The following is a 15,420-nucleotide window of genomic DNA, read 5'->3' on the forward strand; positions in this document are numbered from 1 at the left end:
GGGAGTAGGGAGTAGGGAGTAGGGAGTAGGGAGTAGGGAGTAGGGAGTAGGGAGTAGGGAGTAGGGAGTAGGGAGTAGGGAGTAGGGAGTAGGGAGTAGGGAGTAGGGAGTAGGGAGTAGGGAGTAGAAAAGAAAAATTATCACAATTCCTACACGCATCCCTAACGATCACTTTCTGAGGGACTTAGGCAATAACTCTACCGTTAAAGTGAGTTATTAATAATCACCCTACTTTATAGGTGAGTTTACTAGACGTTTGACACTAAGGGCGCTTTGAAATTATAATAGTGTTATAGGTATAGTTTTTTAAATCCAGAAATGAACAAGTGCGTTTGTACTACTGAAGCAGCATCTCTGTTAGGTATTTCTCCTCGCCGATTGCGCCAACTCCTAGAGAAGGGTCGGGTCCGGGGTGCCTATAAAAGCGGGAAATTCTGGATTATTCCCCTGTTCAACAATCTGCCTCAAATCATTAAAGGCACTAGAGGACCAAAAGGAAAATGGCGTACCAGTCGTACTCCGGCTCTAGCAAAGATTAATGTCAACCGCAATCATATTGGCTCGAATATCAACAAAAGTCCTCAAGAGCGCAAGCCAGTGATTTCAGTAAAACGAAGTGGCAACAATGTATACGGCAACCAGGTAGAAATCCTCGGTCCGTGTCGGATTGTATATCAGCCAGACACTCCACTGGCTTGTGGCGCTCGTCTGTGGATTGAAACCTTTAGTGATGTTCAGTTCATTGGTGGTAGTTTTCCTGCTCGTGGTTGAAAGCTAAGTTGCTAGTTATCGACAGCAGAAAACAGAGATCAAAGTTTGTCGAGAATGGCAACAACTGATCACAAAATTGTGATCACAGAACTATGGCAAGCTTCGGGATTTTATCCGTGGCCATTGAATTGATGCAAAAACTTTTCCAATCGATCCATCCCTTTCTCAATGGAAGCCATATCCGTAGCATAAGACAGACGGATACAATCATCAGCACCAAAGGCAATACCAGGAATTGCAGCAACTTGCTGGGAACTGAGTAAGCGATCGCAAAATTCCAAAGAGCTTAAACCAGTTTGACTGATGTTAGGGAATAAGTAGAAAGCAGCGTCTGGCTTCACACAAGTCAGTCCAGGCATGGCCGTCAGGCGCTCTAACATCACCTGTCGCCGTTGGGCAAAGGCTTGGCGCATCTGTTCTACACAGTCAAGGGAACCTTCCAAAGCTGCGATCGCACCATACTGAGCAAAGGTACAAACATTAGAGGTGCTATGACTTTGAATCGTGGTCATTGCTTTAATTAGCTCTAGTGGACCGGCTATATAACCGATACGCCAGCCGGTCATGGCAAAAGCTTTAGCAAACCCATTACTAATGATAGTGCGCTTGAATATTTCTGAGCCTACTGCCCCAATACTAAGGTGTTGAGCCCCATCGTAGCGAATTTTCTCGTAAATTTCGTCAGAAACCACCAGAATATCTTGCTCTACCACTACCTCCGCCAAGGCTTTTAGTTCTGCGGGAGTATAAACCATACCGGTGGGATTAGACGGAGAGTTGAGAATAAATAATTTAGTTTGGGGTGTAATGGATGAACGGAGCTGAGCCGGTGTAATTTTGTACCCTTGAGTGGCATCTGTAGGAACAATCACAGGTTTGCCACCAGCCAGCTTTACCATTTCTGGATAGGAAAGCCAGTAGGGAGCAGGAATAATCACCTCATCTCCCACTTCAATCAGAGCCAGCATCAAGTTGAATAGGGATTGCTTACCGCCGTTGGTGACAATAACGTTGTGTGTATCGTAATCCAGGTTATTCTCATGGCGCAGTTTATTTGCGATCGCAACTCTTAGCTTCGGTTCCCCAGCAGCTGGACCATACTTAGTCTTTCCTTCATCCAGGGCTTGCTTACTGGCTGCTTTAATATGAGCGGGAGTGTCAAAATCCGGTTCTCCGGCGCTAAAACTACAAACATCAATCCCATCTGCCTTCATGGCTTTGGCTTTAGCAGCAATGGCTAAAGTTAAGGAAGGGGTAACTTGACCAACTCTTGATGCCAGCTTCATGCTCAAAAATAATAACTGAGGAATTGTTAATCCGATTGCCTTTACAATCTTATCATTTTCTCATACTAGCTAGCCATTCAGAATTAATTTTAGATTTTTTTTAGCTTTTTTTAATATTTATTTTATCTTTCAGCCTTGTGCCTTTGTTACCTAATCAGGGCTAATCAATGCTGTAGAGGTTTGCTGTCAAACCATGAACTTACGTTAACTAAAGACTAGAAACTATATATTTCTTAAATTGATGTGTTTTTTTGCTGCAATTTACTGCCAATTAATTCAGACTTAAATTTATTGTTTACTTGACTAAGTAGCAGAAAAAACGCATCTAAATTCTAGAAGCCTTACTGAAATAAGATTACAAAAATAATAAGCAAAATTACTTAGCGTATGACTCTTAGATCGAGTAGGTATTTCAAAATAAGATGCCTTTATCCTGAACTAAGTAAGTAGCTATAAAAGTAAAAGTTTGTCAGTGCTGAGTGTTAAAGTCCTGAGTTTTTTCCAGCACTTTGGTAGTGAGGAACTGACTCAAGGGCTTTCATCACAGCGCGAAATTTGCCCCAACAAGTTTGTTTGGGCTTCTTTGTGTCTACTAATTGATTTTCCTGTCACTGTCGGAAGAGGATATTGTAAATGTTAGAGGTAGAGAAATACTACAGAATCCTGGAGCTGGAGCCTGGAGCTTCACAGGAGGAGATTCACCAGGGCTACCTCGATTTGACCTGGGTATGGCATCCTGACCGTTTTTCTGGTAATCCCCGGCTACAACAGAAAGCTCACTCCAAGCTACAACAAATCAATGAAGCTCATGCCCAATTGCGCTCTTTACAAAGAACTCTCGGTTGGCAAAATAGACACCCCAAGCCTAAACCCCAGAAGCAATCACCATTAAAGAACCAATATCGTAACTCAGACTTATATAAACAGGAAGTTAATCCTGTAACTACCGAAGCTAGTGAAAGTAGCACTAGCAGTAAGAGTCAGAGAAATCCAAAGTCTAGGCGTGTCTATCCCAGCCAGAAAATCGATGATTGGTTAGATTAACTGACTGGTAATTACTTGTGATAACTTGATCGCTGCTTTAATTACTTAACGTTTCTATATCCTGTCGGTAGGCAATTAAGGCGTGACGATTCCGGTATTCGGCTATAGCACGCAGAATTGCATCAGACACTTCCCGGGATACGATAGTCTTAATTTCAACATTGGTGTTGTAGCCCGGAATATCTCCTAGGCGTCTGCCGTGACCCCCCTCTCCCCTTACATCACTAACAGTATAACCAGTAGCCCCGTGGCTTTTGATTAGCTTCACAAGGCTTTCTCGAATTACTGATTCACCAATGATGGTGACTAAGACAGCACTATTGATGGGAGCATCTTCTGTAGACATAGGAAATTCCATAATCCTGACATCTACTAGTTTAGAATCTTCTAGTCTAGAGATACTCTTAAACCGTAATTAATTGGAACAAACCCGTATCAAACGGTCAAGGTTCAATTTATTGTTGCCTGAGTGAGGAGCGGTCATTCAGCAATTGGATCCAAGCCTCCCGCTCATCTATCTAGGCGTTCCTCAAATCTCGTTGAGGAGTTGCTTGAAAGCCCGAGTTTTGGTATGTTTGCAGTTAAGCCAGCCAAGCTCAACTGCATCAAGCAGACTCAGTCCCATACCTTCCAAGTAACGCGCGGTACGACGCAATAATACTGCCTGCACCTCAGCTTTACTCATGTACCGGGTGATATCCTTATCCGTACCTCTACTAAGGATATTTCTGGCAGCATTCCAGTCAGCCTGTAACACGACCCCATTAAACCTGGTAAAATTGTCCCCGCTTCTTTTCCCTAGAAGGGTTCCGGTCACGGAGTCAACTTGCGACGTGTAACTAGGCTGCACTTCTGTAACAACCGAGCCAGTCCAATCAGCCCATTTTTGTAACGATTCCCGTATTTCTCCTTTCATCCAACTATTGAGCTTGCGGGACATAGCTTTGGACTGGCGTTTGTTTCGGATTGGTTGTGTCAAATCTTCTGCAAATACTTTTAAAGATTCTCCCTTAAAAAGGGACTTGGAAGCGGCTCCTATAATCGCCTTTATCTCTGATTGATTTTTTCTGTATCGGCGATTTTCCGTTTTTCTGGTCAGGTTATTTTCGAGTATTCGAGCCGATTTAGCTGGGTCGATTTTTTTTAACTTCTTGTGAAGCGCCCAAAGTCTTCCTCTGTTGCGGTTTTTTGAGCAGATTCTGTCGGACTTCTTGGTTGTTAATCTACCTAGATTTTTGCCGTGTGCCTGACCATCTGAGTCATAGAAAGCCTCCGTGTATCCCTTGTCTAATCCGATGCTCCGACGTTCAGATGGAATTTCAACAGTTCCATGGTCTACTAAAAAATGAATCTCAAATCTTGCGAAATTTTGACTGTAGATTAATCTAATCTGCCCACTTATTTGGCGATTAGATTTGACGATTATCTTGTTTCTTTTTCCTCTTCTTAATCCAGCTAACTCTAACTGATAAGTGTTGCGAGAGAGCCTTCTGCACTTATAGCCTACTTTTTGATAGACTATCTGGTTCTTGACCCAGGAATGCCCCCGCTGAAACTCCTTTCTAATCAGTCTGTGAAGAAGTGGATTATCAAGAATTGCTAAAGTTTTAACCTGTTGGCAAAGTTCTTTTCTGGTCTTTTGGTTTTCAATTCCTGGAAACCTCTTGTAGATTTTCTTAATCACCGCATCAATACAGGCTGCTTGCTGAGCTGTAATGGCTTTTGCTACATCATTGATAGTCCAATCCATTAACTTAGCAGGCAGCCCCAGGGTGTCGGGAGTCCTGAAGCTTTTTACTTTGGGGATAGCCTTTTTCCAGTCCAGTCCCCAATGGTTAATGCTCCCCAGCTTGTTGTAAGACTCAGCCCTAACGACGCCTAGTTTTTTCATTGTAGACAACAACTCAAGTTCGACCGACTTACTCATCCCCACCACGGGGACAATTTGAGTCGATAGTTTTTTGGGATAGCCCACTTTTTTTTACATCGTCAACTGGTGTGTCTCCTTTCCTGATTATACTCTAGCGCTATTAAAATGTCAATGTCGGTTTTGTACAGTTAAATACCGTTTTATACCTATTTATTGGGGTTTAGTTGCGAGACTAAATAGATGTTAATTTTTAGTTATCAATGGGATTGACCTACGGTCACGCTACGAAAACGGATTTACAACCAAGCTCAACTATACCGATTAGTGCGTAATTTCAAATCCCTGCAAACCTTCTGGTGTCTCATTCTTAACCACCACATTGTCAACCACAGCATTTAACGGCCCGCTATGACACCAACGAACCATAGCTTGCACTGCTGCGGCGTCACCTTCAAACACTGCTTCCACACGCTTATCAAGAAGATTTCTGACCCAGCCATTCACCCCTAGATGCTTAGCTTGAAGCATTGTAGCGTAGCGATAACCAACTCCTTGAACTCTTCCGGAAATGAAAACATGGGTGCGGATTTGCTTGTGTGGTGTTGATGAGTTTTGCATTTAGCAGTTTGCTGTTGACTACATCAAGTTAATGTTGAAGGTTGTTCGCCCTAGGCGTCCAAAGTAGTGGTGCGACCCCGGTCGAGTTTCCTGACAAGCGTGAACGCGTACCAAAAGAGGCGAGGTTGACTGTAAAACTTGGGCTTAGGGTCAACCTTCAGCCAACCTTCAACATAGTTACTCCAAAGCATGGAAGTTGATCGTATTGTCTAGCTACAGCGCACCAGCCGCTGTTTTATCCAATACACCTCCAGATAGGTGTGTGGTGATATTCATCGCTTGCAATACTGGGGCTTTGTCTAAGCCTTGGGGATAATCAATTACGCTGACAGCCCCATTTCCCTGCTTGATATTCCAAATTAATGCTGGACTCAAGCCAAGAATTTCACAAAGTACTACTTTATTGATAGCATCATGAGCCACCACTAAACCAGTCTGAAATCCTGAACCAGATGCCGTAGCCGATTGAACCATCCCATTCCAGGATGCCACTGCTCTTTCCAAAACATCCTGTAGGTTCTCTCCTTCTGGCATTTGTACCGTTTCTGGGGCAACTTTCCACTGATTGAGCAATTCACCATACTCTTGGGAAATCTCTGATTCTAATTTGCCCTCCCATAAGCCATGACTGATTTCCCGGAGTCCATCATCAACTTGTAAATTGACATTGGGGTGAGACTGGAGAATAATTTCAGCAGTTTCCTTAGGACGCAGCATCGGGCTACTCACTGCAAAATCAATGGAGACATCTTTTAGAAACTCACCCGCTTGCTGTCCTTGTTTACGACCATTGTCATTTAAAGGTACATCAATCTGTCCCTGAAAGCGAGACGCACGATTCCAATCGGTTTCACCATGGCGCACCAACAACAGACGCAACCCTTGGTCAATATCTCCCCTTCTTGGCAATGTTTCCCCCAAGTGGGAGGTTTGATTGAGGGATTCCAATTGTACGGTTTCTCCCCAACCACCAGTGAAATTTAGCACATTGATGCCACAATTGGATTGCCTGATACTATGGTAACGAGCAGGAGTTACCCCAATGGCACTGCTAATTAAGCAGCGATTGATACCATTATGGGCTACGATTAAAATCGTACCTCCTTGATAGAGGGGGATAACCTCTTGCCAAAACTGCTCTGCTTGTTTATACAGTTCAAGCACGGGAAAATGTTCTTTTGACCCGACCGCTGTGGGAATGACCATGGAAAATTCATGGGGGCGTTCTTTCCAGTGCTGGTAGTCTTCTGGGAATTTTTCCTTAACTTCATTCTTTTGCAGATTTTGCCAAAGGGGTAAATCGATTTCCATCAGCTGATCTGATGGCTGTAACTGGGGAGGGTTTGGCAAATAGGATAGGATAATATCTGCGGTTTGCTTTGCCCGTTGTAAAGGGGAGCAGTAGATGGCATCAAAGCTGAGGCTACTGAGGGCAGTACCAACTTTTTGGGCATCAGCACGACCTTTTTCGGTCAAGACTGACTGATCACTGCGTCCTTGAATGATCTGCTGAATGTTGTAAGTACTTTGACCGTGACGGACAATAACGACGCGGGTAGCCAATCTCTTATTCCTCCATGAGCAGGTGTGTGGTTCAGCCGGGTCAGCTAGGGTGACAAATGTATACTGGGTATACTCAGATGATTCCGAATCATCAAGGTCATTGTAACCTAGCTAGATTATCCCTAAAGTGGCAGTGTACAGTTGGTGACTAGTTATTGGTTACTTGTCCGTTGACCAGCAACAAATAACTAGTAACTAATGAGCAAAATGCTTGTGTGTTGGGGGGTTCGATGACTATAAAACGGTTGGTTTTAATTGTACTGACGATTTTTGCGATCGCTAGAATTGGCCTTTCTCTGGTAGAAAGCTGGGGTCAGCCCCAGATTCAAACTAATCTGGAACTTCGCCAAACCAATCTAGTACTTCATGGCTGGGAGTGGCAGAACACAAACCCTGATTCTGCTGCACCTGAGCAGCTTAATCAGGAGTCTAAGGTAGATTGGACTGTGGCTCGTAATGCTTTGATTGGTGCTGAGCCGTTTCAATCTGCTCAAAAACAGTATGAAACAGCCCGTCAATTGGCTCAGACCAATCAGTCAAAGGTTCTGACCAAACTCCAAAAATTTTCCATAGGGAAGGTAACCACACCGAAGGATGGAGCGCAATCACAATCACCAGCTACTCCCCTGACCCAAAACTCCTATCCCTCCCAGCAACAGCAATTGCAACAGTCATTGTCTGACATCGAACAACTGATTGCTAAGCTGGATTTGCGTATTGGCATTCTCCAAGCTCAACAAGGAAAAACCGATGCTGCTATTCAAACCTGGGATGCACAGACATACTCTAATGGCTCATTAGAAACTGCTCGGGTATTAATGGGTCTATGGAGTGAGCCACCTCTAGTACTACCAGATGCTGAGCAAAAAATTGAACAAAATTTAGATAATTGGTTCCGCTATCGCGCGTTGAGTCAGCTGTATCAAGTGCAGCAGCGCCAAGATGACCTATTGTCACTCCAAACCCAAGAACAAAAAACGGCTGAACAAGCAATTGTCAAATTATTCATTATCGCTGTCATCCCAGGATTTAACACCCTATTGGGTTTGATAATCTTAGTGTGTTTGGTTGGTCAGTTGTTGTTTCAAGGTAAGCAATCCCTGATAGCAACGAATCATAATGTGCCATGGAAAACAGCTTGGGATGGGGAAATTATTTGGCAAGTGTTGATTTTTGGTTTTTTCGCCATCGGTCAACTCCTGTTACCCCTTGTAATTGGGCTGTCACTGGGAATTGTTGGGATTAACCCAGCTAATTTTACGGTACAGATGAGTGCTTTTTATGTGTTGCTAACTTACCTAATCATGGCATTTGGGGGCTTGTTAGTGATGTATCTTTCCATTAAGCCCTTTTTGCCCCTGCCAGAGGATTGGTTTAGCTTCAAGTGGCGCAGCAACTGGATTGTCTGGGGAGTCGGTGGCTATTTGATAGCACTGCCCTTGGTGATTGTGGTATCTCTGATTAACCAACAGTTATGGCAAGGAAATGGCGGTAGTAACCCACTGTTGCCCCTAGCTTTGGAGGGACAGGACACCATAGCTTTGACGATATTTTTTCTGACAGCAGCTGTGGCAGCACCAGTGTTTGAAGAGATAATCTTTCGAGGGTTCTTGTTGCCCTCTTTGACTCGTTATCTACCAGTTTGGGGAGCGATCGCATTAAGTAGTCTGATTTTTGCGATCGCTCATTTGAGTCTCTCAGAAGTCCTACCCCTAGCCACATTGGGAATTGTCTTGGGATTCGTTTACACGCGATCGCGTAATCTCCTAGCTCCCATGCTGCTCCATAGTCTCTGGAATAGTGGTACGCTTCTGAGTTTGTTTGTTTTAGGGAGTAGTTAAGAATTAAGTATCAAGTGTGAAGTATCAAGTGTGAAGTATCAAGTGTGAAGTATTAAGTTTGAAGTATGACCTGTGACATGCTTCATCCTTCAAAAAACACCATAAAGCTGTTTAATAAATACCATAATCTGATTCCCGTACTCCAAATCTGGATTCCAACGTCTGCCTAAGTCATAAACTGAAGGAGCAACACCTCTGGGAACATACTCAAAACGAGGGTCTACTATCGGGACCTCGTTAATCATATCAGTACTGGCATATGCCTTTAGGTGCTCAATGTGAGCTTTAACTCCTGTTTTCGGGTCAGGAAACGTAGCACCAGCAGCACTAGCCTCAACGGTACCCAATCCACAGAAGTTATTCTGCTCAGGTTTGACCTTACCTCCAAAGCGTAAATAATCGGTTTCCAGACACATCTGACAGAAAGCAACATCGTGGTTCACTCCCTCATTTTCCGCTTCTTCTATGTAAAGTCTGGGTAAGTCAGGAAATTGTTTTAAACCGTCTTCATTGTTTTTCTCAAGAAAGCCTTTCAATTGGCTTTCAGTGGCATTTCCCATCCCCATAATTTGATCACCATCTTCCAGTAAGGTGCGGGGAAGTGAATTTAAAATAACAGTTTTTGTCTGATTTTCCCAGGATGCAGCTATATTAAACTCCTGTAAGTCTACCGCTTTGACATAGACAACATTTCCATAACTGATTTGGCGAATATTTTCTCGATCAGTTAGGCTAATCCCGAGCATTTCCACTAAATCAACGGGGATAAAGGCATTGCTATTAATTAAAATCCCTTTTTCGTCATACTTCTGTTGTTTAATAAAGATATTGATAGTAGGAAACTCAGGAGTTTTTGGAGTCTGACCGCTCCATTTAATTAATCCTTGAGCAATCCCTTTGGCAAATTTTTCCCGCTGATTTTGCAGTAACTCTAGGTCTTGAGGATTGTCGAGAAAACACAACTGCATCAGTACGGAAGAGACTGCTACCTGACGACAAAAGGATAAGCCGCGCCGATTGGGAGAGTGGATATCCGCTTGAATGCCACGACTGGGAAGTTCAGGAATTTCTTGGAGTAAGGCATTCAGTAAGAGCTGAGCATCCAGCTGCCTTTCATCGTTACCATAGATGTAAAAGGCTTCAGCCCCTCGCAGGGAACCGTTAAAGGCATTACCATGGATTTCCAAGGCTACGTCACCAGGCACAGCATTGGCATTGATCCATCGAATTGTGTCTCGACGACTGAGAGAGTCAGGAACAACTATACAATCTACTCCCCGTAATTCCAGCTCTTTAACAATTTCATTACGGGTAAGTATCATTTCCCGAGACTCTGTTGTGCCTAAAGCCACTACTCCCGGGTCTTTGAGGTCATGACCAGCGGAAATTATAATACGTGCCATGGGTGGGTTTCTTCTCCTTAGTTTACCGTTTTTTGGTCGAAAAAGAATTCGGTAGATTGCTTTAAAAAATCGTGCTAATAGCTTACGCATTTCGCATTTAAATTGTCAGTTACGGAGAAATAATAAATGAAACCATCAATGATGATTTAGGAATGATGAATACCTCTGGAACTTCTGAATGAATGAATGATAGATTGTTTCGCCATTGACCATTACCATTCGGTTAGGGTCAATGGTGTTCAATTAAAGTCCCATTTTGGCACGGGTTGCTGGGCCGACAATTCCATCTACATCTAAACCGTTTTGTTGTTGGAACTGCTTTACAACTGCCTCACTACCTGGTCCATAGACACCATCCACATCCAGACTATAGCCTGCTTTGGCCAAGGCTTGTTGAATAGCACGCACGTCTTCTCCCTTCATATAAGGTCGGCTTAGGCGCAGTACCCGAAATTGTATTGACTTCTCAGATTCTTTCTTGGAGGGTACCGAGATCGAAAACCCTTCTGAAAAACTATTGTTTAGTCGTCTCTCGGTTGATGGTCCGTAGGAACCATCTTCGGAAATCCGGTCATTGATATTATAGCGGTTCCAAACTCGCTGGAATGCCCGCACTGCTAGGGCGCGAATGTCTCGGGTACCTCTGCCTACGTAGTCGAAATGAACTGGGTCCCCCCAACCGAGCCATCGCCAGCCGTACTTCTGGAGGTAAGGTCGCCAGCTAAGGTAATCTGAAATATCAATGGCTAGACCACTTTGGTGATTACTGCGAGACGGACGGGCAGCAATAGGAATACCGCAACGGCGATTTCTGTAGTGGTTATATAGTATTAATTGCTGGGCAATGGTGCGATAGGCTGAATTTACTACCATGGGAACGCCCCGGTCTTGAATAGCACGTTCGAGGGCTCTTTTGGCAGCGGGTTGCAGCATAGCCCAGACCGCAGGACCTAGTTGCACATCTAAATCATCAAAGCTGATTAGTACATTTGGGATCAGTCGGTTCATTTCATCAATAATCTGCTTGTCTAGCCCCCGAACTACTTCTGTGGAGCAGGAGGTAACATTCCTGACCTTGATGGATATTTTCTTAGGGAACAACTGCTTGTCATCATCCCAAACCTCGACATGGGGTTCGTAGACGTACCAGGTATTCTTGCCATTAAATTCATCTTTGGTAAAAGCAATCCGCAGGTAAGACTTCTCGTCTTTGAGGTCTACCCAGCTGTGCAGCTCTAGTTCCCTGCCTTTTTTTACCCAAACTTTATCCTCTTCATTTTCGATCTTCTGGCTGGGTACAGGTTGCTGTTTTAGGAAGGTATCATGTACGATTTTCAAAGATAAGACCATCAGTTTCCCTCATAGACGAAATGGTGGCAGTAGTCGTGATTGGTGAGTCGTGATTGGTGAGTGGTAATTGGTAAGTGGTAATTGGTGTTTGTCACTTAAAGTAAACTCCTGCCTAGGAGGAGTGATTAGGACGTTTCAAGCTAGCTGTTCTTAGCCCTACCAAACTCAAGACTCTTCCACTATATATTCATATTCAATACTAGAGCCTGGGATTACGGCCAAATGTTTGACAAAATTGGGCAGAATCCTCCGCTTATAACAGTTAGAGTCAAGAGGAGATCAAGGTAGATACTTGATTCGACAGTGAGCAGCTACCGACTGGATTGCTACGCCCAATCCCTGTTAATGCAATCAGCATCTCACCCTTAAGTCGAAACTTTTAAGTTAGTGATATCTCAATTATCTAAGCTGACGGACCTTTTTTTCCAAGTGTCCTGCTTTCGTGATTGACATCAACAATTAGATAATGATAACCATTAAAAACATTAACTGTAGGCTAGTTGAGCAGCTGTTAGCCTAAGCTAGAAATAAGAGGCATGTGTTGCTCTTAATCCTCAAGGGGTTGCCACTATCTACTGAAGCTGTTCACCAAATCTATGCCAAAATCTATGCCAACTTCCCCTAAGATTACCTTAACCCAACCAGCTTTGCCTGTAGAAACCATCACATTAGATGTAACTGGCATGAAATGTGCTGGTTGTGTTGGTGTAGTGGAACGGCAACTGAGCAGTAACCCTGGGGTATCGAAAGCCTGTGTGAATCTGGTAACTGGGGTAGCTGTGGTAGAGTATCAAGCTGGTGAGGTGCAACCAACTGTCCTAGCTGACTTGCTTACATCAAAAGGGTTTCCTAGTCAACCCCGTTTACCTGAAACTGAAAAGGGAACTAAGAGCCAGGATAGGTTAACACCAGCCCAGAGACATCAGCAAGAAGCCAGAGGATACCGCCAGCAACTAGTGATTGCTGCTGTCCTGATTGTCTTCTCTACATTAGGACATATCGGTCATTGGTTCCATGGACCAATGCTGCCAGTATTGAGTACTTTGTGGTTCCATTGGGGACTGGCAACTATAGCGCTACTATTACCGGGACGCTCTATCATAGTCGAGGGTGGGCGCGGTTTGTGGCACGGTGCTCCCAATATGAATACGTTGATCGGACTGGGGGCGGTGACGGCTTACACCACTAGCTGTGTGGCATTACTATTCCCTAACCTGGGATGGGAATGTTTCTTTGATGAGCCAGTGATGTTGCTGGGTTTTATTCTTTTAGGTCGGACTTTAGAACAAGGAGCAAGATATCAAGCTACTGCTGACTTTGAGTCTTTGCTATCCCTACAGCCTCAGGTAGCCCGGTTGATTGGAACATTAGACAGTAAAGAAGGTGATCAAGCGGGGATCGAAATTCCTGTGGAGCAAGTCCGGGTGGGAGAATGGTTAAGGATATTACCTGGGGAAAAAGTTCCTGTCGATGGGGAAGTGATTACGGGAGTCTCATCGATTGATGAGTCAATGCTGACTGGGGAATCTCTACCAGTATTGAAGCAACCAGGGGACATGGTTACTGGTGGCACGTTGAATAAATCGGGAGTGCTGGTGGTAAAGGCAACCCGTACTGGTAGAGAAACTACTTTGGCACAAATTGTAGCACTAGTGGAGGAAGCGCAAACTCGGAAAGCGCCAGTACAGCAGTTAGCAGATTTAGTAGCAGGGTATTTTACCTATGGGGTGATGGCGATCGCATTTTTAACGTTCCTATTTTGGTACGTGGCTGGAACTAGAATCTGGCCGGAGGTCTGGTCAACCATGGCGGCTTCTCCATTACTGTTGAGTTTGAAATTAGCGATCGCAGTTTTAGTGATTGCTTGTCCTTGTGCCTTGGGTCTAGCCACACCTACCGCCATTCTAGTCGGTACCAGCCTGGGGGCAAAGCGGGGCTTATTAATCAAAGGTGGTGACATTTTAGAACAGGTGCATCGGCTGGATACTGTGGTTTTTGACAAAACCGGTACCCTAACTCAGGGTCAACCCACGGTTACCGATTGCCTGCTGATTCAACCTGAAACAGAGAATGATCAACAGAGCGGGATTGCTACGAAAACCATTGCTGTATCTTCTGCTAGCCAATTGCTGCAACTGGCAGCAGCAGCAGAAAGTGGCACATCCCATCCCTTAGGTAGGGCAATTGTTACCGAAGCTCAACAGCAACAGTTACCGATGTTAGGGGCTCAAGATTTTTACACAGAACCAGGATTGGGACTATCAGCTTTAGTAGAAAACCAACGGGTAGTGCTTGGCAGTGCAGACTGGTTGAGTAAGCAGGATGTTACGATTAGTGATACTGCTCAAGCTGAAGTCAAGGCTTTGGCAGATGGGGGTAAAACAGTAGTTTATGTAGCCGTTGATGGGCTACTAGCTGGATTAATTGGTGTGAATGATCTTCCGAGAGTCGAGGCTAAAGAAACAGTAGAACACCTCAAAGACCTGGGATTGCGGGTGATGATGCTAACTGGTGACAGACCGGAAGTAGCGGCTGCTGTGGCCAAAACTTTGTCAATAGAGCCAGAAGATGTTATCGCTGGGGTGCTTCCCGATGGCAAAGCTAATGCGATCGCAAACCTTCAAGACCAGGGACACTGTGTCGCTATGGTGGGAGATGGCATCAATGACAGTCCAGCTCTAGCACAAGCTGATGTTGGGATTGCCTTGCATGGGGGAACCGATGTGGCAGCGGAAACAGCAGGAATTATTCTGATCAGAAATAACTTGCTCGATGTGGTCAAGTCCATAGACCTATCACGAGCCACCTTCAACAAAATCCGCCAGAATCTGTTTTGGGCATTCGGTTACAATATATTGGGTATTCCCATAGCGGCTGGTGGGCTACTACCAGGATTTGGGATAGTACTTTCTCCTGCTGCTGCTGGTGCCTTCATGGCTTTCAGCTCAGTTAGTGTTGTCACAAACTCTCTGCTGCTAACCCGTTTGCGGAATTAGTTCAAGTTCGCTTGAATACCTAGAATAGACCATCAGAGCAGCAAGGTTTCAGAAGGCTACAGTATCCTGGGTGGTCGGAAGCCACGGCCATAGGGTAAGCTTGGCGTCTGGTAGTTTACTATTATTGATTCAAGGAATAATCAGGTAATGCTGAGCACTCAGGAGATTTTTCTAGGTAAATCAGTCCTTAAGTCAGTCGCAAGCTGGTTGAGACCTGTGCCAATGTAAGTAAATAAGAGTATTGTTCTCAACCAATTACCCTTTTGATCACGAGCGATTCATGGCTACACAATCCGACCACAACCATTTATTGATTATTGAGGATGACAAGGGAAGCAAGCAGATTCCTTTGGAAGATGAGGTATATTCTATCGGTAGAGATCCAGAGTCTGATATCCGCCTGTTTTCAAAGTTTGTGTCTCGCCGACATGCGACCTTAGTAAGGCGTAGACGTTCTGATGGTAGTCCCTACTACCGAATTTTTGATGGTAACCTCAAAGGGAAGGCTAGTTCCAATGGCATTTTAATCAATGGTCGTAAGCTTCAAGCCCATGATCTCGAAGATGAAGATGAGGTAATTTTCGCACCTAAGGTCAGTGCTAAATATTATCTACTGAAGCGAGAGAATACCCCAACTGATCCAGTAGATCAAATGGATGAGTATGATATTACCCTAAT

The 15,420-nt window shown here is 44.4% G+C and carries 12 protein-coding genes; 5 read left to right on the plus strand and 7 right to left on the minus strand.

The features are described 5' to 3' along the window. The first annotated feature begins 318 nt into the window (after positions 1 to 318). The gene (locus F6J94_RS17085) at positions 319 to 771 is read left to right on the plus strand and encodes a helix-turn-helix domain-containing protein (RefSeq protein ID WP_293042487.1); all 453 of its coding nucleotides are present in this window, start codon (positions 319 to 321) and stop codon (positions 769 to 771) included. Between the two features lie 110 nt (positions 772 to 881). Here the strand turns inward: F6J94_RS17085 and F6J94_RS17090 are convergent, their stop codons facing one another. Further along, on the minus strand, positions 882 to 2,057 hold the full coding sequence (locus tag F6J94_RS17090; RefSeq protein ID WP_293042492.1) for a pyridoxal phosphate-dependent aminotransferase: 1,176 nt from the start codon (positions 2,055 to 2,057) through the stop codon (positions 882 to 884). A 633-nt stretch (positions 2,058 to 2,690) separates the two neighbouring features. Between F6J94_RS17090 and F6J94_RS17095 the strand changes: the two genes are divergently transcribed. Then, complete coding sequence (locus tag F6J94_RS17095; RefSeq protein WP_293042497.1) at positions 2,691 to 3,101, plus strand: J domain-containing protein; 411 nt, start codon at positions 2,691 to 2,693, stop codon at positions 3,099 to 3,101. A 37-nt stretch (positions 3,102 to 3,138) separates the two neighbouring features. Here F6J94_RS17095 and F6J94_RS17100 read toward each other — a convergent pair whose 3' ends face one another. The 4 genes from F6J94_RS17100 to F6J94_RS17115 all read right to left on the minus strand — a co-directional run bounded on the left by F6J94_RS17100 (position 3,139) and on the right by F6J94_RS17115 (position 7,152). Further along, entirely contained in the window at positions 3,139 to 3,447 is a 309-nt protein-coding gene (locus F6J94_RS17100) for a hypothetical protein (RefSeq protein ID WP_293042500.1), read from the minus strand. A gap of 183 nt (positions 3,448 to 3,630) precedes the next feature. Continuing rightward, a complete protein-coding gene (locus F6J94_RS17105) occupies positions 3,631 to 4,992 on the minus strand; it encodes a zinc ribbon domain-containing protein (protein WP_293042503.1) in 1,362 nt (453 codons plus the stop codon). Between the two features lie 300 nt (positions 4,993 to 5,292). Next, positions 5,293 to 5,589: an acylphosphatase gene (locus tag F6J94_RS17110; RefSeq protein ID WP_293042506.1), complete on the minus strand. Its 297-nt coding sequence runs from the start codon at positions 5,587 to 5,589 to the stop codon at positions 5,293 to 5,295. Between the two features lie 213 nt (positions 5,590 to 5,802). Continuing rightward, positions 5,803 to 7,152 (minus strand): histidine phosphatase family protein, encoded by a 1,350-nt coding sequence (locus F6J94_RS17115; RefSeq protein WP_293042510.1) that lies wholly within the window; start codon positions 7,150 to 7,152, stop codon positions 5,803 to 5,805. A gap of 230 nt (positions 7,153 to 7,382) precedes the next feature. Here F6J94_RS17115 and F6J94_RS17120 point away from each other — a divergent pair, with 230 nt between their 5' ends. Beyond that, positions 7,383 to 8,993, plus strand: a complete 1,611-nt coding sequence (locus F6J94_RS17120) for a type II CAAX endopeptidase family protein (RefSeq protein WP_293042515.1) — start codon at positions 7,383 to 7,385, stop codon at positions 8,991 to 8,993. An 89-nt stretch (positions 8,994 to 9,082) separates the two neighbouring features. On the opposite strand, the gene F6J94_RS17125 is transcribed toward F6J94_RS17120, so the two are convergent. Both F6J94_RS17125 and F6J94_RS17130 read right to left on the minus strand, forming a co-directional pair. After that, positions 9,083 to 10,396 carry an N-acetylmuramoyl-L-alanine amidase gene (locus tag F6J94_RS17125; protein ID WP_293042522.1) on the minus strand — a complete coding sequence of 438 codons (1,314 nt, stop codon included), beginning with the start codon at positions 10,394 to 10,396 and terminating at the stop codon, positions 9,083 to 9,085. Between the two features lie 243 nt (positions 10,397 to 10,639). Beyond that, a complete protein-coding gene (locus tag F6J94_RS17130) occupies positions 10,640 to 11,746 on the minus strand; it encodes a peptidoglycan-binding protein (RefSeq protein ID WP_293042526.1) in 1,107 nt (368 codons plus the stop codon). 608 nt (positions 11,747 to 12,354) lie between these two features. Between F6J94_RS17130 and F6J94_RS17135 the strand changes: the two genes are divergently transcribed. Then, positions 12,355 to 14,742 (plus strand): cation-translocating P-type ATPase, encoded by a 2,388-nt coding sequence (locus F6J94_RS17135; protein ID WP_293042530.1) that lies wholly within the window; start codon positions 12,355 to 12,357, stop codon positions 14,740 to 14,742. A gap of 280 nt (positions 14,743 to 15,022) precedes the next feature. Beyond that, the coding region (locus tag F6J94_RS17140) for an FHA domain-containing protein (RefSeq protein ID WP_293042543.1) at positions 15,023 to 15,420 on the plus strand (398 nt) is incomplete at its 3' end.

The organism is Moorena sp. SIO1F2, assembly GCF_010672755.1.
In the GTDB taxonomy this organism is placed as follows: Bacteria; Cyanobacteriota; Cyanobacteriia; order Cyanobacteriales; family Coleofasciculaceae; genus Moorena.

What these genes read in the sequence shown, in the direction of transcription:
- F6J94_RS17085 (WP_293042487.1), top strand. Translation starts at nt 319, where the DNA reads ATGAACAAGTGCGTTTGTACTACTGAAGCAGCATCTCTGTTAGGTATT.
- F6J94_RS17090 (WP_293042492.1), bottom strand. Translation starts at nt 2,057, where the DNA reads ATGAAGCTGGCATCAAGAGTTGGTCAAGTTACCCCTTCCTTAACTTTA.
- F6J94_RS17095 (WP_293042497.1), top strand. Translation starts at nt 2,691, where the DNA reads ATGTTAGAGGTAGAGAAATACTACAGAATCCTGGAGCTGGAGCCTGGA.
- F6J94_RS17100 (WP_293042500.1), bottom strand. Translation starts at nt 3,447, where the DNA reads ATGTCTACAGAAGATGCTCCCATCAATAGTGCTGTCTTAGTCACCATC.
- F6J94_RS17105 (WP_293042503.1), bottom strand. Translation starts at nt 4,992, where the DNA reads ATGAAAAAACTAGGCGTCGTTAGGGCTGAGTCTTACAACAAGCTGGGG.
- F6J94_RS17110 (WP_293042506.1), bottom strand. Translation starts at nt 5,589, where the DNA reads ATGCAAAACTCATCAACACCACACAAGCAAATCCGCACCCATGTTTTC.
- F6J94_RS17120 (WP_293042515.1), top strand. Translation starts at nt 7,383, where the DNA reads ATGACTATAAAACGGTTGGTTTTAATTGTACTGACGATTTTTGCGATC.
- F6J94_RS17125 (WP_293042522.1), bottom strand. Translation starts at nt 10,396, where the DNA reads ATGGCACGTATTATAATTTCCGCTGGTCATGACCTCAAAGACCCGGGA.
- F6J94_RS17130 (WP_293042526.1), bottom strand. Translation starts at nt 11,746, where the DNA reads ATGGTCTTATCTTTGAAAATCGTACATGATACCTTCCTAAAACAGCAA.
- F6J94_RS17135 (WP_293042530.1), top strand. Translation starts at nt 12,355, where the DNA reads ATGCCAACTTCCCCTAAGATTACCTTAACCCAACCAGCTTTGCCTGTA.